Origin of the sequence: Zobellia alginiliquefaciens (assembly GCF_029323795.1) — a bacterium.
Taxonomy (GTDB): Bacteria; Bacteroidota; Bacteroidia; order Flavobacteriales; family Flavobacteriaceae; genus Zobellia; species Zobellia alginiliquefaciens.
In genome coordinates, this window is sequence record NZ_CP119758.1 from 3,244,114 (window position 1) to 3,261,986 (window position 17,873).

The 17,873-nt window shown below is 36.9% G+C and carries 19 protein-coding genes; 10 read left to right on the forward strand and 9 right to left on the reverse strand.

From position 1 onward, the window contains the following. Positions 1–2: 2 nt before the first annotated feature. Positions 3–386 (reverse strand): ribosome silencing factor, encoded by a 384-nt coding sequence (gene rsfS / locus P0077_RS13570; protein WP_276165764.1) that lies wholly within the window; start codon positions 384–386, stop codon positions 3–5. Positions 387–479: 93 nt separating this feature from the next. On the opposite strand from rsfS, the gene P0077_RS13575 reads away from it, so the two are divergent. Then, positions 480–1,211 carry a biotin--[acetyl-CoA-carboxylase] ligase gene (locus tag P0077_RS13575; RefSeq protein ID WP_276165765.1) on the forward strand — a complete coding sequence of 244 codons (732 nt, stop codon included), beginning with the start codon at positions 480–482 and terminating at the stop codon, positions 1,209–1,211. On the opposite strand, the gene P0077_RS13580 is transcribed toward P0077_RS13575, so the two are convergent. Both P0077_RS13580 and pyrE read right to left on the reverse strand, forming a co-directional pair. Beyond that, on the reverse strand, positions 1,212–1,604 hold the full coding sequence (locus tag P0077_RS13580) for an SRPBCC family protein (RefSeq protein ID WP_276165766.1): 393 nt from the start codon (positions 1,602–1,604) through the stop codon (positions 1,212–1,214). Between the two features lie 7 nt (positions 1,605–1,611). After that, entirely contained in the window at positions 1,612–2,253 is a 642-nt protein-coding gene (gene pyrE / locus P0077_RS13585) for an orotate phosphoribosyltransferase (RefSeq protein WP_276165767.1), read from the reverse strand. Between the two features lie 7 nt (positions 2,254–2,260). Between pyrE and P0077_RS13590 the strand changes: the two genes are divergently transcribed. Then, positions 2,261–2,848 carry an NUDIX hydrolase gene (locus P0077_RS13590; RefSeq protein WP_276165768.1) on the forward strand — a complete coding sequence of 196 codons (588 nt, stop codon included), beginning with the start codon at positions 2,261–2,263 and terminating at the stop codon, positions 2,846–2,848. Positions 2,849–2,850: 2 nt separating this feature from the next. On the opposite strand, the gene P0077_RS13595 is transcribed toward P0077_RS13590, so the two are convergent. The 5 genes from P0077_RS13595 to P0077_RS13615 all read right to left on the reverse strand — a co-directional run bounded on the left by P0077_RS13595 (position 2,851) and on the right by P0077_RS13615 (position 8,591). Beyond that, on the reverse strand, positions 2,851–4,626 hold the full coding sequence (locus P0077_RS13595; protein ID WP_276165769.1) for a M14 family metallopeptidase: 1,776 nt from the start codon (positions 4,624–4,626) through the stop codon (positions 2,851–2,853). A 34-nt stretch (positions 4,627–4,660) separates the two neighbouring features. Then, positions 4,661–5,065, reverse strand: coding sequence for a response regulator (locus P0077_RS13600; protein WP_276165770.1), 405 nt, complete (start codon positions 5,063–5,065; stop codon positions 4,661–4,663). After that, on the reverse strand, positions 5,052–6,905 hold the full coding sequence (locus tag P0077_RS13605) for a sensor histidine kinase (protein WP_276165771.1): 1,854 nt from the start codon (positions 6,903–6,905) through the stop codon (positions 5,052–5,054). Before P0077_RS13605 ends, P0077_RS13600 begins: the two co-directional genes overlap by 14 nt. A 203-nt stretch (positions 6,906–7,108) precedes the next feature. After that, a complete protein-coding gene (gene coaD, locus P0077_RS13610) occupies positions 7,109–7,564 on the reverse strand; it encodes a pantetheine-phosphate adenylyltransferase (RefSeq protein ID WP_276165772.1) in 456 nt (151 codons plus the stop codon). Positions 7,565–7,607: 43 nt separating this feature from the next. Continuing rightward, positions 7,608–8,591 (reverse strand): D-alanine--D-alanine ligase, encoded by a 984-nt coding sequence (locus P0077_RS13615; RefSeq protein WP_276165773.1) that lies wholly within the window; start codon positions 8,589–8,591, stop codon positions 7,608–7,610. Between the two features lie 94 nt (positions 8,592–8,685). On the opposite strand from P0077_RS13615, the gene P0077_RS13620 reads away from it, so the two are divergent. The 6 genes from P0077_RS13620 (at position 8,686) to P0077_RS13645 (ending at position 13,227) form a co-directional block, all read left to right on the forward strand. After that, a complete protein-coding gene (locus P0077_RS13620) occupies positions 8,686–9,273 on the forward strand; it encodes a PASTA domain-containing protein (RefSeq protein ID WP_276165774.1) in 588 nt (195 codons plus the stop codon). Between the two features lie 3 nt (positions 9,274–9,276). Next, positions 9,277–10,302 (forward strand): RluA family pseudouridine synthase, encoded by a 1,026-nt coding sequence (locus P0077_RS13625; RefSeq protein ID WP_276165775.1) that lies wholly within the window; start codon positions 9,277–9,279, stop codon positions 10,300–10,302. Between the two features lie 107 nt (positions 10,303–10,409). Next, positions 10,410–11,171 carry a peroxide stress protein YaaA gene (gene yaaA / locus P0077_RS13630; RefSeq protein ID WP_276165776.1) on the forward strand — a complete coding sequence of 254 codons (762 nt, stop codon included), beginning with the start codon at positions 10,410–10,412 and terminating at the stop codon, positions 11,169–11,171. A 17-nt stretch (positions 11,172–11,188) separates the two neighbouring features. Then, a complete protein-coding gene (locus P0077_RS13635; protein WP_276165777.1) occupies positions 11,189–11,797 on the forward strand; it encodes a Crp/Fnr family transcriptional regulator in 609 nt (202 codons plus the stop codon). A gap of 73 nt (positions 11,798–11,870) precedes the next feature. Further along, the gene (locus P0077_RS13640) at positions 11,871–12,668 is read left to right on the forward strand and encodes an alpha/beta hydrolase (RefSeq protein WP_276165778.1); all 798 of its coding nucleotides are present in this window, start codon (positions 11,871–11,873) and stop codon (positions 12,666–12,668) included. Then, positions 12,652–13,227 carry a hypothetical protein gene (locus tag P0077_RS13645; RefSeq protein WP_276165779.1) on the forward strand — a complete coding sequence of 192 codons (576 nt, stop codon included), beginning with the start codon at positions 12,652–12,654 and terminating at the stop codon, positions 13,225–13,227. Before P0077_RS13640 ends, P0077_RS13645 begins: the two co-directional genes overlap by 17 nt. An 85-nt stretch (positions 13,228–13,312) precedes the next feature. Here the strand turns inward: P0077_RS13645 and P0077_RS13650 are convergent, their stop codons facing one another. Beyond that, on the reverse strand, positions 13,313–13,441 hold the full coding sequence (locus tag P0077_RS13650) for a 30S ribosomal protein THX (RefSeq protein WP_194526306.1): 129 nt from the start codon (positions 13,439–13,441) through the stop codon (positions 13,313–13,315). 193 nt (positions 13,442–13,634) lie between these two features. On the opposite strand from P0077_RS13650, the gene P0077_RS13655 reads away from it, so the two are divergent. Both P0077_RS13655 and P0077_RS13660 read left to right on the forward strand, forming a co-directional pair. Beyond that, positions 13,635–17,087, forward strand: a complete 3,453-nt coding sequence (locus P0077_RS13655) for a pyruvate carboxylase (protein ID WP_276165780.1) — start codon at positions 13,635–13,637, stop codon at positions 17,085–17,087. A gap of 16 nt (positions 17,088–17,103) precedes the next feature. Then, positions 17,104–17,769 carry a uracil-DNA glycosylase family protein gene (locus P0077_RS13660; RefSeq protein WP_276169205.1) on the forward strand — a complete coding sequence of 222 codons (666 nt, stop codon included), beginning with the start codon at positions 17,104–17,106 and terminating at the stop codon, positions 17,767–17,769. Positions 17,770–17,873: the final 104 nt, after the last annotated feature.

The window sequence follows — 17,873 nt, forward strand, 5'->3', positions numbered from 1 at the left end:
TTTTACTGATTCAAACTGCTACTACTTTCTATTGTGGTTACTTTGGCATCTCCCCAAAGACCTTCAATATCATAATATTCTCTAACTTGTCTTTGAAAAACGTGTACAACAACGTTAACATAGTCCATTAATACCCACTCGGCATTATCTTCACCTTCTACGTGCCAAGGTTTGTCTTGTATGGATTTGCTAACGATTTTACGAATTGAACCTACTATTGCGTTTACGTGCGTATTTGAAGTACCATTACAAATTATAAAGTAGTCGCAAACGGTGTTTTCTATATCTCTAAGGTCAAGGAGATTTATATCTTGCCCCTTAACTTCTTCTATCCCCTGTAATATCAATGCAATTAGTTCATCTGCACTGGCTTTGCTTTTTTGCATTCAAAAATTTTAGTTTCTACAAAGTTATTATTTTTTTGTTCTTTTAGACCTAGTTTTTTATAATAGATACAATATCTTCAAAATGAGCCTAGCATGAATATAATCAAACTTGATGCCACGGACTCTACAAACGCATATTTAAAGCGTTTGTTGTCTGATGGCGAAAGGACTGATTTTACGGTCGTTTCCGCTAAAGAGCAACACAGTGGAAAGGGGCAAATGGGCGCTAAATGGGAGTCTGATTCTGGTAAAAACCTTACTTTTAGTGTGTTAAGGAAGGATTTGACGTTAGGGGCAAATGATTATTTTTTACTGAATATTTGCGTGTCATTGGCCGTTTATAATACTTTAAAAACATATCAAATACCAGATTTAACCATAAAATGGCCCAACGACATTCTGTCAGGTACGTCAAAAATTTGTGGAATTCTTATTGAAAATATGCTGTCGGGAACTTTAATCAATACCGCAATTATAGGAATAGGGCTGAATGTGAACCAAACCTTTTTTGGAACACTCGAAAATGCATCGTCTCTAAAATTAATTGTGGGGAGAAGTTTTGATTTGGACGAGTTGTTGTTCAATCTATTAAAAAGTTTGAAATCTGTTTTTTTAGAGTCGAATACGAGTAGCAAAGAAAGCTTATGGCAGACTTACGAGCAGGTACTTTTTAGAAAAGACAAGCCCTCTACTTTTGAGAATAGGGAAAACGAACTGTTCATGGGCTTTATTCGCGGGGTTTCCCCACAAGGGAAACTACAAATAGCCTTGGAAGACAATGCTTTAAAAGAATTTGATATTAAAGAGGTAAAATTGCTCTACTAATTAAATCTTAGCTAAGTTATCCGATAGCGTACCCATGAAATTCGTTATTGGGTGCTTGATCATCATTGCCATCATAGCGTTGAACTGGCCTTCAAAACTTAGGGAAACTTTGCTTTCCGTATCACTGACAGCTAAAATATCTGCAGTAAGTGTAAAGGGTAGTTTATCGCTAGCCGCACCTAAAACTATTTGGCTGTTTGGGGTTTGTGACTGTCGTTGTAAAACAATTTGTGGCATTCCTGATAAGGCAAATAGGAAGCGGTCTTCGTTAATTACTTCAAATTTATCGATATTATCGGGCATTAATTTTTCAAAATTCTTTAGATCCGTTAAGAACTCAAAAACTTCTTTATCTCCTTTTGAAATATTTCTTTGTGGTGTCTCTATGTGCATAGTACTATTATTGTTCCCATTTAGAAGGATTCTTTCTCCATCCTAGTAAGGTGTTTAACTGGTCTTCTTTAATAAACTGAGTATCCGAGGCTTGCTCGATCAAATGGTCATAATCACTAAGCGTATTCAAAGAGACATTTTTTTCTTCAAAATTATGCTGAGCAACGTCAAAACCATAGGTGAATATGGCTAGCATGCCCTTTACATTGGCTCCGGACTCTTTTAAAGCCTCTACAGCGTTTAAACTACTCTTTCCCGTACTAATCAAATCTTCAATGACCACAACGGTCTGGTTGGGTTCTAATTGGCCTTCAATTTGGTTTTTTCTTCCATGTGCCTTAGGCTCCGGTCTGACGTAAATAAACGGAAGCCCTAGAAAATCGGCAACTAAAGCACCAATACCAATGGCTCCTGTAGCTACTCCTGCAATAATATCAGGCTTACCATAAAGAGCCTCTACCTGCTTGGCCATCTCTTCTCTTATGAAGTTTCTAATGACAGGATAGGAGAGTATTATTCTGTTGTCACAATATATTGGAGATTTCCATCCGGAAGCCCATACGAAAGGATTTTCCGGTTTCAACTTAATTGCATTAATTTGCAGTAGAAGTTCGGCCGTTTTTTTGGCGGTATTTTTGTCTAAAACCATGACGCAAATGTATAAAGTTTTTGTGAACGAATTGCCCTTGATCCTAACAAATAAACTCTCGGAAACGAAAGGCGGCGAATATTTTTTGTTGAACGAGGCTTCTATACAAGATGCTATAAAGGCTTTGCGTAAAAAAAAGTTGGACAAAGCATTTATCTATCATCCGAATTCGGAGGAAATACTTAAGAAATTTACACATAGTATACCTTTGGTAGTTGCCGCCGGGGGAGTAGTGACCAATGATATTGGTGAAGTGCTATTTATTTACAGAAATGATAAATGGGATTTGCCAAAAGGGAAATTAGACAAAGGAGAATCTATAGAAGCGTGTGCCGTAAGGGAGGTTATGGAGGAAACCGGCGTAAAAGAACTTAGGGTGGAGAATTTTCTAAAAACCACGTATCATATCATTAGCAATGGTGGGGTCTATACCTTAAAAGAGGTGCATTGGTATGCTATGCGAACCAGTTATACGGGTAAGCTTAAACCTGAAAAGAAAGAGGGAATAGTTAAAGTAAAATGGAAAGGACCTAAAAAAATTCAGGAAGCACTTCAAAATTCCTATAATAATATAAAAATCCTTTTTGGGGCGTAATCTTACTCTTTCATAATTCTATAAACAGGGTATTGCATGTGGCTACTCTCGTAGTGGTCAGAACGCTTAAATAGCCAGTCTAACTGCGCATACCAGTTAGTGTTAAAAAGAGAATCATTGGCTTTTTTGTATAGAAAACTATCCTTTAAAGTCTGGTTTTCCTCTAATAATTTGGCGGCTTCATCTTCAAAAACGTATGGAGAGAATCCTTCTTTTTGCTGCAAGACCGAATCGAAAAAGTTCCAGTTAAAGAATGAATCTTTGGTTTCCGGCTCTAAGGTCTCCAATATATAACGAATGCCTTTCTGATCCGTAGGAATCAAAATATCTCCTTGTTGAAATTTTATTTTTTCAGTTGAGTTTTTTACTTCTGTATCATAATGCGGATAATGGCCTTCGTAAGGTTTGTCTACAGTGTTGTAACTTTCTATTTTATAGGATTGCACTGTGAGCATAGTATCCTTTTGGAATGTTGTATAATTTATTTCATTGAGTTCCAAAAGTGAAATAACCCTGCGCCAACCCTTTTTAAGTATGTAAGCTTCAGGAATTTCAATAGAATCTGTTGGTGTATAGAAGTTTTGATATGGTGTTTTTTTATTAAAAGGTCGGGTCCTGTCATATTTTAGTCTTGTGAGCCCTGTTACTACACTGGTTAGCGTATCGGCTTCATACCCCTTAAAATCTAAAATGGTTGTTTTTGTGGTGTCTATCTGCCATTTGGTAGGGTAGTGGCTCCATTCCTTATGTCTGTACTTTGCTTCGGCCCGTAATTGCTTTATTTGTTTTGAATCGGTTTCAGCTAAATCAATCATTTTGGTCATCAACATATATGTGCCTTCTACTCTTTGTTTATAGGGTTTGAGCATGTGGGTTTCTACCATCATGCCCAAAGTATTCCATAATGAGGTATAGCCTGTGGAATATCTGGGGTAATCCATGAATTGGGAAAACCCCTTTTCCGGAACTTGATTAAAAACATTCACATAAGGTGTTATCTCCCAATCTGCTATTTGCAAAGACTTTTCTAGGGTAGGCATCATTTTATTATGAACGTAATCACCCAAGTTGCCTCCTAACTTGTTGTGTTGAGTAAATAAGTGGGTAAGGGTGTATTGGTAATCAGCGCCGTTACTAACATGGTTGTCAATAAAGATATCAGGGTTGACCATATGGAAGATTTCAAAAAACGTACGTGCGTTTTTAGTGTCTGCCTTAATAAAATCTCGATTGAGGTCGTAATTTAGAGTGTTGCCCCTAAAGCCATAGGAAATAGGACCATTTTGATTGGCCCTTGTGGTGCTGTTTCTATTCAAAGCTCCTCCAATATTATAAATTGGAATAGTTACCAATACGGTGTTTTTTGGAGCATTTAATTTGCCAGTTGCAAAATCTCTGTATAACAACATTGTGGCATCAATCCCATCACTTTCACCAGGGTGAATACCGTTATTAATAAAAAGTATGGTCTTGTTATCTGCTATTTTCTGAAAATTAAAGTCGCCATCCGGATTGTAGGTGATTATATGTAACGGGTAGCCACTATCTGTTTCTCCAATGGTCTGCATGTTTATTTCAGGAAATTCTTTGGCTAGCCTAATGTAGAAATCTATGGTCTCTAGATATGTTGCGGTTTCGGTGCCGTTGCTGAGTTCAAAGTGGGTTTTATAGTCCTCGGTTTTATCTTGTTGCTCCGTTTCGCACGAGAAAAAAATGAATAGGGCCGCAAGAAGAAAAATGCATAAAAGAGGACTGTAGGGTATAGATATTCGTTGCATATATCAAAAATAAGCAAAAACGGGTAAGCTTATACTATGCAATTTTGGTAATCTCGGCAACGTGTTCCTTACGGATAGGTTTGTTGTTAAAGGTAATGGTATGGCATGTTTTTTTCTTGAACTCTTCCCAGTTCTGTAAATCGAAGGTGTCTATGGAAGATGTAATGATATTTACTCGTACTTTTTCGGTTAGTTTAAGGGTGATGAACTCATCTAGAAATTGCCACCCGTCCATAATAGGCATGTTTATATCTAAAAAAATAACCTGGGGTACTTTTTTATTTTCCTCGATTCGCTGCTTAATCCCTTGAATGGCCATTTTGCCATTGCGGTATACGCTAATATCATTGCAATCAACCACTAGGCTTAACATCTTTTGAATGCCAAAAACGGTAATAGGGTCATCATCAATAATACAAATGCTTTCAATTTTGTTCATTAAAATATATTTTGAAGGTAGTGCCAAGGCCTACCTTACTGGCAACTGTCACTTTGCCGTTCATTGCCTCTATTTGGTTTTTAGTAATGTAAAGACCTATGCCTCTGGCGTCACTATGATCGTGAAAGGTTTTGTACATGCCAAATAATTTGTTTCCGTATTTTTTAAGATCAATACCCAGTCCGTTATCCTCAATGGATAACACTACATAACCATTCTCATTAACCGTATTTAAGGTAATTAACGGTGGTCTGTCCGGATGTCTGTATTTTACTGCATTAGTGATGAAATTCATTAGAATACTGTCAATATATGCCGGTATAACTTTAATACTCGTGTGTTCGGAAATAGCATTTACTATTTTAGCATTATTATTTACTAAAAATGCTTTGAGATTTCGTTTTACGGAAACAATACGCTGATTTAACCTTACAGGCTTTTTCTCAAGATTAATATTTGTATTGATTGCTACTACCTCGTTTAGATTTTCCAAAGTTTCAAGTAAATTGTCTGAAGCTTGGGTGAGCATTGTTATGATGTTAGATTTCTCTTCCTCGTTTTTCTCATTGGCAAGAAAATCCAATAACATTGAGAAATTGGCGGTATGAGAGCGCAAATTGTGAGAAACAATATGTGCAAAATTCACTAGTTTTTTGTTCTGTTGCGAGGTAACATTAATTAAATCACGTAGTTCCTGTTCCTTTTGTTTAAGGTCCGAGATATCCATACTGATGCCTACTAGACCTTGTGCTTTACCATTATTTCCCTTCAGTGGAATTTTTGATGTAAGGAATGTAGAGATTCTACCGTCTTTAGTTTCACTAATGGTTTCCCTGCCTAAAATAGGTGTAAGAGTTTCCATTACCTGTAAATCTTCCGATCTGGAAATTAATGCAATATCCTTGTTGAAAAGTTCAAAGTCACTCTTTCCTAATAACTCATCAGCGCTATCCACGCCCATGTAGTCGCATTCGGATTTGTTGACCAGAATTTTTCTAGATTCTGTATCTTTTATAAATACATTAAGAGGTAAGTTGTCAATTAGGGTTCGTAGCAACAGCTCATTTTCCTTGGTCTTGGTTTCTGATTGAACCTGTTCCTCAATGTTCTGTAATGTTCCTTTAATACCTACAATTTTACCATCTGAATATGTGGGTATGCCAGCTACTTGTACCCAAATTTGATTGCCTTTTGCGGTATTCAATTGTAATTTTTCGCTCCAAGATGTGCCCTTGTTGATGGTTTCATGAACCAACATTGAAATTGTATTTCTGTTGTGCCCATCTTTATACGAAGCTATTGCGTTATCAAAAGAGAACACATGCTCGTTGCCTACTTCATAAATCACGCGAACGGTGTCGCAACATATGAGCTTATCATTTTCAATGTTGTAATCCCAAACACCAATTTTGCTTATCTCGCACATGGCATCCAGAAGGGATTGAAGTGTGTTTACCTGTTCTTTTCTAAACTTCTTATCTGTAATATCCTCAAAATTAATAATGAGGCCAATAGTACTGTCGTCTTCATTTTGCCATGCGGTACATGTCCATTTATAACAGTTAGGGCCGGAGGCGCTACTTAAGCTATAATTTAAATTTGAGTGGTCGGGTTTGTCTGAAAGACAGTGGTATAGGGTGTTTTCCCAATCCTCGCTGAGTGTTGTGAATAATTCGTTTATGGGTCTGCCAAATGTATTTTTTGAGTCAAAACCAAAATCGGCAAAAAACTTGTCGGACGCATAAATAACCTCGAACTTTTTGTTCGTAAAAACAGTTGCTGTAGGCAGCTGTTTTACTAGGGGGTTATTTGCTATGGTTGTGGTTCCGCTCAAGGTCATGTTGTAATTTCTGACTAAAGTAGCTGCATTTTGCGTTATATCTAAACCTTTGTTGTGAATAGTATCAAACTCGTTGTGTTGTACGAAAAAAGGGTTGTATGAACAAAATAAAAGCTAATTATGTTGTATTTACCTACAAATTACAAATTATATTTAATAATTAACACTTTTTAAATGTGTTATTAGAAGATAAGGTGATAAAACTATAATGTGCGGACAGTATCAGGCACAAGACTGGTGTAATCTCCTCCATTTCGGATGACGTCTCGCACAATTGAAGAACTAATGTAGGATTTTCCTGAGGATGTTAATAAAAATACGGTTTCTATTTCAGACAACTTTCTGTTTGTGTGAGCTATAGCTTTTTCAAATTCAAAATCCCCAGGGTTTCGCAATCCCCTTAAAATAAATTGGGCATTCACTTTCTTACAAAAATCTACAGTGAGCCCTTGGTATGTAAGTACTTTTATTTTAGGTTCATCTTTAAAAGCGTCCTCAATAAACTTCATGCGCTGTTCCAGGGAAAACATATATTTTTTATCGGCATTTACACCAATAGAAATTATAATCTCATCAAACAAGGTAATACCCCTTTGAATAATATCAGAATGACCTAGGGTAAGTGGGTCAAAGGAACCAGGAAATATTGCACGTCTCATAAGTGTATTGGAATTATAGGATTAGTTGCTCGTTCTTATAAAGTTACCCTTTTTTATTTAGAGCTTCATCTACGGCACTGGTAAACAATTCCTCAAGTGATATACCTGCCTTTTCTGCTTGTTGAGGTAAGATACTCTCCGTAGTTAGACCAGGAGTGGTATTCATTTCTAACATATAAGGCTCATCACCAATAAAAATAAATTCGCTTCTGGAATACCCTTTCATTTTTAATACCTCATAAGCGCGTTTGGCAAGTGCTTCAACTTTTTCCTGTTGTATTCTGGAAATACGTGCGGGTGTAATTTCTTGGGATTTACCCTCATACTTCGCCTCGTAATCAAAAAAGTCGTTCTCAGATACAATTTCGGTAATGGGCAATACCTTGGTTTCTCCCTTATAGGTTATCACGCCAACGGAGACCTCCGTGCCATCTAGGAAAGCTTCAATTATAATCTCATCGTCTTCTTTGTAAGCGTTGTCTATAGCCGCTTTTAAATTTTCTTTTTCATGAACTTTAGAAATGCCAAAGCTACTTCCCGCTTTATTGGCCTTTACAAAACAGGGTAGACCTACTTTTTTGATAATGGCTTCTTCGTCTATTGGATCTCCGAGGTTTAAATAATAAGATGGGGCTGCGTTTATACCATAGGGCTTAAGTACACTTAGAAGGTCTCGTTTATTAAAGGTAAGCGCAGATTGGTAATAATCGCATGAAGTCTGGGGAATACCGGTCAGCTCAAAGTATGCTTGCATTAGACCATCTTCACCTGGTGAACCATGAATAGCATTAAAAACACAGTCAAAGTGTATTGTTTCTTTTTCTAGGTCTACTGAAAAATCATTTTTATTTATTGGGTATTCTTCGTTGTCTTCATTTACATATACCCATTTATCCTTGAAAATATGAATGCGATACGTATTAAACTTTTCTTTATTTAGGTATTTGTGCACTACGTTTCCACTGGTAAGCGAAATTTTATATTCGCTACTATAACCACCCATAATTATGGCAATATTCTTCTTCATACAACCGTTTAAAATTTACTCTGTAAAACGAAACCGAAATTAAACAAAAAAAGCAACACGAGTTCACTATATTTGTTGCGTTAAAAGGAACCCAATGCGTAATTTTTTCAATTTTTTAAAAAGTAAGGTATTTTTTATTCAAATAGGTCTGGCCATTCTAGTTGTGGTACTCTTGGTGTTTTTTATGCTACGTTGGTTAAGTTCAACTACCAACCATGGAGAATTTGTTGAAGTGCCTGACTTTTCTAAAATGTCCGTACCGGAAATGCGTAAATCTGTAGAAGAGGCTAAATTAAGGTATGAGGTTTTGGATTCCGCCAATTTTAATCCGGATTACCCTAGATTTTCAATTATAGAACAAAATCCACCTGCTGGCAACAAGGTTAAGGAAAACCGAAAAATTTATTTTACGGTCAATCCGTCTGGCTATAAGAAAGTTTCCGTTCCTAATATTATACAGGTTACACAACGTAATGCGGCCTCTATGCTACGTGCTGTAGGTTTAGATGTGCAGCGTGTTACCTATATAGACCAATTAGGAAAAGATATGGTCTATTATATAAAGTATAAAGGAAAACAAGTGAAGCCTGGTGATAAGTTACCTAAAACTTCTAAAATTGAGTTGGTTTGCGGTAATGGTTCCATAACCGAGCAAGCAAAGGTTCAAGCAGATTCAGAATAGTACATGCAAACACCGGAAAATCAAGAATTGAACGATGATGAGCTTTTTGAACATCATCGTGTTATAGCTTCAAAAGGGCAAGTGCCATTAAGAGTGGATAAATTCTTAATGAACTTTATAGAATACGCTACTCGGAATAAAATTCAGCAATCTGCTAAGAATGGGCATATTTGGGTAAACGGCACTATTGTAAAACAGAACTATAAGGTAAAGCCTAACGATGAGGTAAAGGTATTGTTTGAGCACCCTCCCCATGAGTTTCTTTTAGTTCCCGAAGATATTCCTATAGATGTGGTTTATGAGGATGATGTACTGTTGGTAGTCAATAAGCCTGCAGGTATGGTAGTGCATCCCGGTCACGGAAACTATTCGGGCACTCTTATTAATGCACTTTTGCACCATGTTAAAGATTTACCGGCAAACAGTAATGAACGTCCTGGTCTTGTGCATCGTATTGATAAGGACACTTCAGGACTTTTGGTAGTGGCCAAAACAGAGGCGGCCATGACACACCTTGCCAAACAATTCTTTGATAAAACTTCTGAACGGGAATATGTAGCTCTTGTTTGGGGGAATGTACAGGATGATGAAGGTACTATAGAAGGTAATGTAGCCAGAAATCCCAAAAACCGTTTGCAAATGCATGTCTTTCCTGAAGGAGATGAAGGTAAAGAAGCGGTTACACATTATTCCGTTATGGAGCGATTGGGTTATGTAACTTTGGTTTCCTGCAAATTAGAGACCGGTCGTACCCACCAGATCAGGGTTCACATGAAATATATTGGCCATACACTTTTTAATGATGAGCGTTATGGTGGTGATAAGATTTTAAAGGGAACAACATTTACCAAGTATAAACAGTTTGTAGATAATGCTTTTAAGGTGTTGCCACGGCAGGCACTACATGCTAAAACATTGGGTTTCGTACACCCTGTAACTGGTGAAATGATGCGTTTTGATTCTGAAATTCCACAGGACATGGTGGACTGTATTGAAAAATGGCGACATTATTCACAGCACAGTAACTAGGTCATAAATAACATTGATACTCGTATCAATAACTCTTTTCTTATGCCATAGGTTATATTGATAATCATCAGTATTTTTACTTGAAGTTTTTCAAAATAGACACTAGTATGAAGATTGTTATCTCACCGGCAAAATCTTTGGATTTTGATAAGGAATACCCTAAATATAAAGAAACACAACCTCAATTTTTAGAAGAGGCTTTAAAACTGAATAAGATTTTGGCTAAGAAAAACCCTAAAGCTTTATCTGAGCTTATGGGTATTTCAGATAATTTGGCGCAGTTAAATTATCAAAGAAACCAAGATTTTGAAGTGCCTTTCACACTTAAAAATGCACGCCCTGCCGTTTACGCTTTTAATGGGGATGTGTACCAAGGGTTGGATGCGTATACCATGCCTTCTCAAAAAATGGAAAAACTACAGGAAAGCTTACGTATTCTTTCTGGCCTTTATGGCTTTTTAAGACCGTTGGATTTAATGCAACCGTATCGTCTGGAGATGGGTACGCATTTAAAAGTAGGTAGAAAAAAGAACCTGTATGAGTTCTGGAAAAAAACCTTAACGGACGAGTTGAATTCCGAAATGCAGGATGATGAACTTTTCATCAACTTAGCTAGTAATGAATATTTTAGTGCAATAGACACCAAAGCTTTAAAAGTGCCTGTAATTAGTCCCGTCTTTAAAGATTGGAAAAATGATAAGTTAAAGATTATTAGTTTTTATGCTAAAAAGGCCCGTGGCTCCATGGTGCGCTATATTATAGATAAAGATGTAAATACGCTAGATGAGCTAAAAGGGTTCAATTATGACGAGTATGAGTACAGTGAAGCGCATACCGTAAAAGAAAACGAACCCGTTTTTATCAGGTAGTTAGTAAAATTAACCTTATGAAAGAGCACTTTTCTGTTGAAGAGAATATTCTGTTTGATTTTTTCAATCAGGTATATCCATTAACTGAAAATGATTTTGAGCCTTTGGCTAAGGTTATACGAAAGAAAAAAATAAAAAAGGGAGAGTTTCTGTTGGATATAGGGCAGGTGGAGACCAAGACCAGTTTAGTTTTAAAAGGGTTTATCCATCAATACACCATTATTGAAGATAATCTGTTTACAATAGATTTTTCTCTGACAGGTATGAGTTTCAATAATTTTACAAGTTATATGGAAAACTCACCTTCCAATCAAATACAAGAAGCATTAACTGATTCTGAAATTATCTATTTTGAAAAAGAGGACATAGATAAACTTCTATTACTAAGCCACCCATTTTCTTTTATTTATACGAAACTATTTGAACAAGTTCATCTAGAGCGGGAAAGGAGATCTTTAATACTGCAGCATAAGAATGCCTACAAAAAATACGAACTTTTTTTGATTACAATTTCTAAATCTAAAAGATTTTTAGAAGAGGTGCCTCAAAAATTAATTGCCAATTATTTAGGTATGACAGCAGAAACCTATAGCAGGGTGAAAAAAACATACTTAAAAAACGCTTAAAAGGGTAATTTCTTGATTTGGAATAAGTTTTAAGTTTTAAAGATTTTGGACTTTTGAAGCAAAGTCTAAGGCTATGAAACTTGCAACAATTCTTTTATTCTCTAGTTTACTGTTTAGCTGCTCTAATGATGATGATAGTTTTGATGTCATCGGTAAAAAAGAACAATTTGTTGTAACCTCTTCTGTAATAAATGACAGTTACCCTGTGTATGTCTTTCTTCCTGAAAATTATAATGGTAATTCAGTACATCAATTGATTATTGCTTTGGACGGAGACACAAGGTTTAATACAATTGCAGGGATTATTTCGGATAAAGTACAAAAGGAAAGTATACCTCCTTGTATTTTAGTAGCTGTTGGTAATAACAAGCAAAGAAATAGGGATTATACCCCTACTGTTTATGCCCACGGTTCTGGTGGTGCTCAAAACTTCTATCGGTTTATTAAGGATGAATTAATACCGGAATTAGAATCTAGATACAGTATAGACTCCTCCAATAACAAAACATTAGTTGGCCATTCCTTTGGTGGGCTCTTTACCCAATACGTAATGGCTCAAGAAAGAGCTTCAAACCCTTTTAACAAATTCATATCAAGCGGTACATCATATTGGTATGATGCTGGGGTTATATTCGAATTTGAGGAATCCTATGCCAACACACATAAAGATTTGGAGGTAAAATTCTACAACGGTATGGGCACCTTAGAAGGTGGGGTTATGCTGGGGTCCTTTGCAGAAATGAATCAAAGGCTCAATTCTAGAAATTATCCAAATTTTAAGCATCGGAGTGAATTAATAGAAAAAAGTGGACATAGTGGTTCTACAAGTGAAATATTTAAAAAGGGATTGGACTATGTATTTATCAATTAAAGGAGCAGTAGTTATTTTATTTCTTTTTATTGGGTCAGCTGTATGGGCGCAGGAAGCAAATACTAATTCAATAGAGATAGGGGTGCTCGCAGCTGGTGATGAAGCATTGTATTACGGTGCTTACGGTAAATATACTATACCACTTTCCCAAAATAAAAATCATTTTACTTTAGGGTTTTCTATGGTTGCATATTTTGATTTTAAAGGAGAATCCGAGCCTGATGCATATTTAAAAAACGATGTAGATATGCGTTTAATACCAACGGCAAATTTTGGATACTCTCTTAATTTTAATAGGATACAGGTAAATGTAGAAGTACCTGTTGGTTTAAGTTTTGCAAGAACAAAAGGCACTTTGGTTAATGAACGAATAGGCTTTGAAAGGGACTTTTCTAATAATGAAACTTTCTTTAACTATGGCTTATTTTTTTCTCCAAAATATAAGATTAGTAGCACCAATAGTCTTGGACTTTACGGTTTTTTGCCCTTAGTTAGTGATAAAGCGCAATCTGGATATCAAATAGGGATTGGATGGACCAAAATATTTGGATATAAATAAAATAGAAAAGATAGTAGTTTTAACTGCTATCTAAATACCCTCTAAAATCCAGTGTAAGAACTAGCCACTTTACATATAACAGCAGTTACTTTTTCTTTTTAATATCTATTTTCTCTTCTACGGTAGGGCGTTTCTTTATTTTTCTTGGTCGCCTTGCCCCAAAAGAGCGATTTGCTATTTTACCTCTTCTCGATTTTTTATCACCTCTTCCCATATAAATGTGTCTTTATTTTAATATAGGGCTTTAGGTTTGGAATGTCAAATAAAGTGTCTAAAAACCATTTTATCCGCCTATAAAAACATCACAAATTTCCTAGAATTAATAAGTATATCCTATTGTTATCCTTACCCAAAAAAGTTAAGTTTGTTTGAATCGGTTTTTAAATACAAATTTAAACAGCGTACAAATGAAAATAGAGAAGGTTTTAGTAGCGAATAGAGGAGAGATTGCTATACGTATTTTTAGGGCCTGTGTTGAGATTGGAGTGCGCACGGTTGGTATTTATACGTATGAGGACCGGTATTCTTTACATCGTTATAAAGCCGATGAATCCTATCAGATAGGGGAGGACAATGAGCCGTTAAAACCGTATTTGGATATAGATGCCATTATTAAGGTGGCCAAAGAGAATAATGTTGATGCTATTCACCCTGGTTATGGGTTTCTTTCGGAAAACTCCAATTTTGCCCAAAAATGTGCAGATAATGGAATTGTTTTCGTCGGACCTAAAGTATCCGTATTAAAGGCTTTAGGGGATAAAATTACGGCCAAAGAAGTAGCGGTTGCTAATAATATTCCGATTATTCAGAGTAGTGATAAAGATTTAAATAATATAAAAACGGCCATTACGGAAGCGGACCGCATTGGCTATCCGTTAATGTTGAAAGCTGCCTCTGGTGGGGGTGGTCGTGGAATGCGGGTTATTCGAACCCAAGAAGAACTTGAAAAAGGCTTTCCAGAAGCTAAAAGGGAGTCTTTGAACGCTTTTGGCGACGATACGGTTTTCCTAGAAAAATTTGTGGAAAACCCAAAACACATTGAAGTGCAGATTGTTGCCGATATGCATGGTAACATGGTACACTTGTACGAACGGGACTGTTCCGTGCAAAGAAGGTATCAGAAAGTAATAGAGTTTGCTCCCTCAATAGGGCTTCCGCAAGAGACAAAAGATAGTCTTTACGCTTATGCAATTGCAATTTGCAAGGCGGTAAATTATAATAACATCGGTACCGTTGAATTTTTGGTGGATGATGACGGAAGTATCTATTTTATTGAGGTAAACCCGCGTGTTCAGGTAGAGCATACGGTTACCGAAATGATTACGAACATTGATTTGATCAAGGCACAACTTTTTATTGCCGGAGGATATAAGCTATCCGATACACAAATTAAAATACCGAATCAAGAATCGGTTCAGGTTACGGGGATAGCACTACAATGTAGAATAACTACGGAAGATCCATCCAATGATTTTAAACCGGATTATGGCGTAGTTACGACCTATAGAAGTGCTTCTGGTTTTGGTATACGGTTAGATGCCGGTAGTATCTATCAAGGTGTTGTTATTTCACCTTTCTTTGACTCTATGTTGGTTAAGGTTTCTGCACGTAGCCGTACTTTAGATGGTTGTTGTAGAAAAATGCGACGAGCGCTAGCTGAGTTCCGTATTCGCGGAGTGAATACGAATATGGCCTTTTTGGACAATATCCTAAAGCACGAGACTTTCCGTGAAGGCAAGGTTACTGTCAATTTTATTAAGAACGAGCCCAAGCTTTTTGAGTTTGTAGAACCTCGGAATAGAGCGAATAAGCTTATTACATTTATAGGGGAAACGATAGTAAACGGTAATCCCGATGTGAAGAATTATGACCCTAACCGTAAGTTCACAAAACCAAAAGTACCATCATTTTCAAAAACGGAAGGATATCCAAAAGGAACCAAAGATTTACTCACGGAAATGGGCCCGGAGAAATTTGCCCAATGGTTAAAAAATGAGAAGCAGGTCCATTTTACGGATACTACCATGCGCGATGCCCATCAAAGTCTGTTGGCAACCCGTATGCGAACGGTAGATATGATGAAAGTGGCGGAAGGTTATGCTAAAAACCATCCCGAGATTTTTTCTATGGAAGTTTGGGGCGGTGCTACTTTTGATGTTTGTCTGAGGTTTTTACATGAAAACCCATGGGAGCGTTTGGCACTTTTAAGAAAGGCAATGCCCAATGTATTGCTTCAGATGCTAATACGTGGATCTAATGGCGTGGGGTATACAGCTTATCCTGATAACCTGATTGAGAAATTTGTTGAAGAATCATGGAATACAGGAGTAGATGTCTTTAGGATTTTTGATTCTTTAAACTGGATGAAATCCCTTGCGCCGTGTATTGAACATGTGCGAAAGCGAACAGGTGGTCTTGCCGAAGGTTCTATTTGCTACACTGGTGATATTTTAAATCCCTCTAAAACAAAATACGACCTTAAATACTACATTCAATTAGCAAAAGATATTGAAAATGCCGGAGCTCATATTCTGGGCGTAAAAGATATGGCAGGACTATTAAAGCCCAATGCCGCTTTTGAACTGATTCAGGCATTAAAATCAGAATTGAACATTCCAATTCATTTGCACACTCACGATACATCGTCAGTTCAAACGGCAACGTACATGAAAGCTATCGAAGCGGGTGTGGATGTGGTAGATGTTGCTTTAGGAGGCCTTTCTGGTTTGACTTCTCAGCCTAATTTTAATTCGGTGGTAGAGATGCTTCGTTTTAATGAGCGCGAGAATCAAATGAATACGGATAAGTTAGCGGAGTATTCCGATTACTGGGAATCCGTCAGAAACTATTATTACACTTTTGAATCCGGATTAAAATCTGGTACTGGTGGTGTGTATCATCATGAAATACCTGGTGGACAATATTCGAATTTAAAAGGTCAGGCAATCGCTCTAGGTCTTGAAACAAAGTTCACTGAGGTAACTAAAATGTATGCTGAGGTCAACCAAATGTTTGGAGACATTGTAAAGGTTACACCAAGCTCTAAAGTAGTAGGAGATATGGCGCAATATATGGTAGGTAATAATCTTACTGTGGAAGATGTTATGGAGAGAGGAGAAGATATTTCCTTTCCGGAATCGGTAAAAAGCTTCTTTAGAGGGGATTTGGGACAACCGGTTGGTGGGTTTCCAAAGAAACTACAAAAGATTGTCCTTAAAGATGAAAAGCCATATACCAACAGACCCAATGCGCATTTGGAGCCCATAGACTTTGATAAAGAGTTCAAAGCTTTTAAAAGGAAATTTAAAAAGGGTATGGGTAGAGATCTAGAAATGACCGATTTCCTTTCCTATAAACTGTATCCAAAAGTATTTACAGAGGCTTACAATAACCACGTGAAATATGGCAATGTGGTGAATATACCAACCAAAAATTTCTTTTATGGTATGGAAGTGGGCGAAGAAATAATGGTAGAGTTAGAAGGCGGAAAGAATGTTCTTATTTCGTTGATGATCGTAGGTGAGCCAGATGAAGCTGGGAACGTTAGTATTTTCTTTAAAATCAACGGTCAGCTTAGAAACGTTTTAATAAAAGACACTTCGGTAAAGGTTGAAAAGCAAGAAAATGTAAAAGCAGATTCAAGTGACGCAAAACAAATTGGAGCGCCATTGCAAGGTTTACTTTCTAGTGTTCTGGTAAAAACAGGGCAAGAGGTGAAAAGAAATCAGCCCTTGTTCGTTATTGAAGCCATGAAAATGGAAACTACGGTAACCGCTACCGAAGAAGGTACAGTGGCTAAGATTCAGTTACAAGGTGGTTCATTGGTAAATTCAGAGGATTTGGTGCTAACCCTAAAATAAGGCTACTTTTGTGCCGATGTTTTTACATACGCACCCATACGAGCCTTTTATTTTTGAAGACACTGAGAAGCTGATTGTTGGCACGCTTCCGCCACCTAGGTTTACTTCGGGTGAGTTGAAGGTTGATGACGTAGATTTTTGCTATGGCAGTAGAAATGGTATGTTATGGCCTATACTTGATCGTATTTTTGAGTTGGGGTTGGTGTATGAGAACACTCATTTAGCCATTGAGCAACGTAAGAATTTTTTACTTAAAAATAGAATTGGCGTTTGTGACATTGTTGAAAGTGCCGAGCGCGATAAAATAGATGCCTCTGATTTGGGTATGCAAAATGTGCAGTTAAGAGACTTGGTGCATTATTTAGAACTTTACCCAAATTTAAAAACCGTTCTTTTCATGGGAGGCAACAGTAAAAACGGCCCGGAGTATTTTTTTAGAAGACAGCTTAAAATAGCAGGTCTTCAATTAAAGACCGTTACGGACCAAGTTCCTAGAGTATACGAACTTCAGTTGCCAAAATCAAAACGAATTGTTCGTACGGTTAGTTTAACGGCACCGTCAGGGGCAGCAAATAGGGCAGTGGGTAGCTTGGCCTCCTATAAAGAAATGAAAGCTGCAGACCCCAATTTTAACACCATGGATTTCCGGGTTCTTCAATACCAAGGTTTTTTTCTTTCCTAAGATATATCCTTCGTAAAAAAAATGGAATAGCTATAAACTAAAAAGAGTCCTATCGGTTTCGATAAGACTCTTTTACGAGAACATTATATGAAAATGAAAAAATT

What these genes read in the sequence shown, in the direction of transcription:
- rsfS (WP_276165764.1), bottom strand. Translation starts at nt 386, where the DNA reads ATGCAAAAAAGCAAAGCCAGTGCAGATGAACTAATTGCATTGATATTA.
- P0077_RS13575 (WP_276165765.1), top strand. Translation starts at nt 480, where the DNA reads ATGAATATAATCAAACTTGATGCCACGGACTCTACAAACGCATATTTA.
- P0077_RS13580 (WP_276165766.1), bottom strand. Translation starts at nt 1,604, where the DNA reads ATGCACATAGAGACACCACAAAGAAATATTTCAAAAGGAGATAAAGAA.
- pyrE (WP_276165767.1), bottom strand. Translation starts at nt 2,253, where the DNA reads ATGGTTTTAGACAAAAATACCGCCAAAAAAACGGCCGAACTTCTACTG.
- P0077_RS13590 (WP_276165768.1), top strand. Translation starts at nt 2,261, where the DNA reads ATGTATAAAGTTTTTGTGAACGAATTGCCCTTGATCCTAACAAATAAA.
- P0077_RS13595 (WP_276165769.1), bottom strand. Translation starts at nt 4,626, where the DNA reads ATGCAACGAATATCTATACCCTACAGTCCTCTTTTATGCATTTTTCTT.
- P0077_RS13600 (WP_276165770.1), bottom strand. Translation starts at nt 5,065, where the DNA reads ATGAACAAAATTGAAAGCATTTGTATTATTGATGATGACCCTATTACC.
- P0077_RS13605 (WP_276165771.1), bottom strand. Translation starts at nt 6,905, where the DNA reads ATGACCTTGAGCGGAACCACAACCATAGCAAATAACCCCCTAGTAAAA.
- coaD (WP_276165772.1), bottom strand. Translation starts at nt 7,564, where the DNA reads ATGAGACGTGCAATATTTCCTGGTTCCTTTGACCCACTTACCCTAGGT.
- P0077_RS13615 (WP_276165773.1), bottom strand. Translation starts at nt 8,591, where the DNA reads ATGAAGAAGAATATTGCCATAATTATGGGTGGTTATAGTAGCGAATAT.
- P0077_RS13620 (WP_276165774.1), top strand. Translation starts at nt 8,686, where the DNA reads ATGCGTAATTTTTTCAATTTTTTAAAAAGTAAGGTATTTTTTATTCAA.
- P0077_RS13625 (WP_276165775.1), top strand. Translation starts at nt 9,277, where the DNA reads ATGCAAACACCGGAAAATCAAGAATTGAACGATGATGAGCTTTTTGAA.
- yaaA (WP_276165776.1), top strand. Translation starts at nt 10,410, where the DNA reads ATGAAGATTGTTATCTCACCGGCAAAATCTTTGGATTTTGATAAGGAA.
- P0077_RS13635 (WP_276165777.1), top strand. Translation starts at nt 11,189, where the DNA reads ATGAAAGAGCACTTTTCTGTTGAAGAGAATATTCTGTTTGATTTTTTC.
- P0077_RS13640 (WP_276165778.1), top strand. Translation starts at nt 11,871, where the DNA reads ATGAAACTTGCAACAATTCTTTTATTCTCTAGTTTACTGTTTAGCTGC.
- P0077_RS13645 (WP_276165779.1), top strand. Translation starts at nt 12,652, where the DNA reads ATGTATTTATCAATTAAAGGAGCAGTAGTTATTTTATTTCTTTTTATT.
- P0077_RS13650 (WP_194526306.1), bottom strand. Translation starts at nt 13,441, where the DNA reads ATGGGAAGAGGTGATAAAAAATCGAGAAGAGGTAAAATAGCAAATCGC.
- P0077_RS13655 (WP_276165780.1), top strand. Translation starts at nt 13,635, where the DNA reads ATGAAAATAGAGAAGGTTTTAGTAGCGAATAGAGGAGAGATTGCTATA.
- P0077_RS13660 (WP_276169205.1), top strand. Translation starts at nt 17,104, where the DNA reads ATGTTTTTACATACGCACCCATACGAGCCTTTTATTTTTGAAGACACT.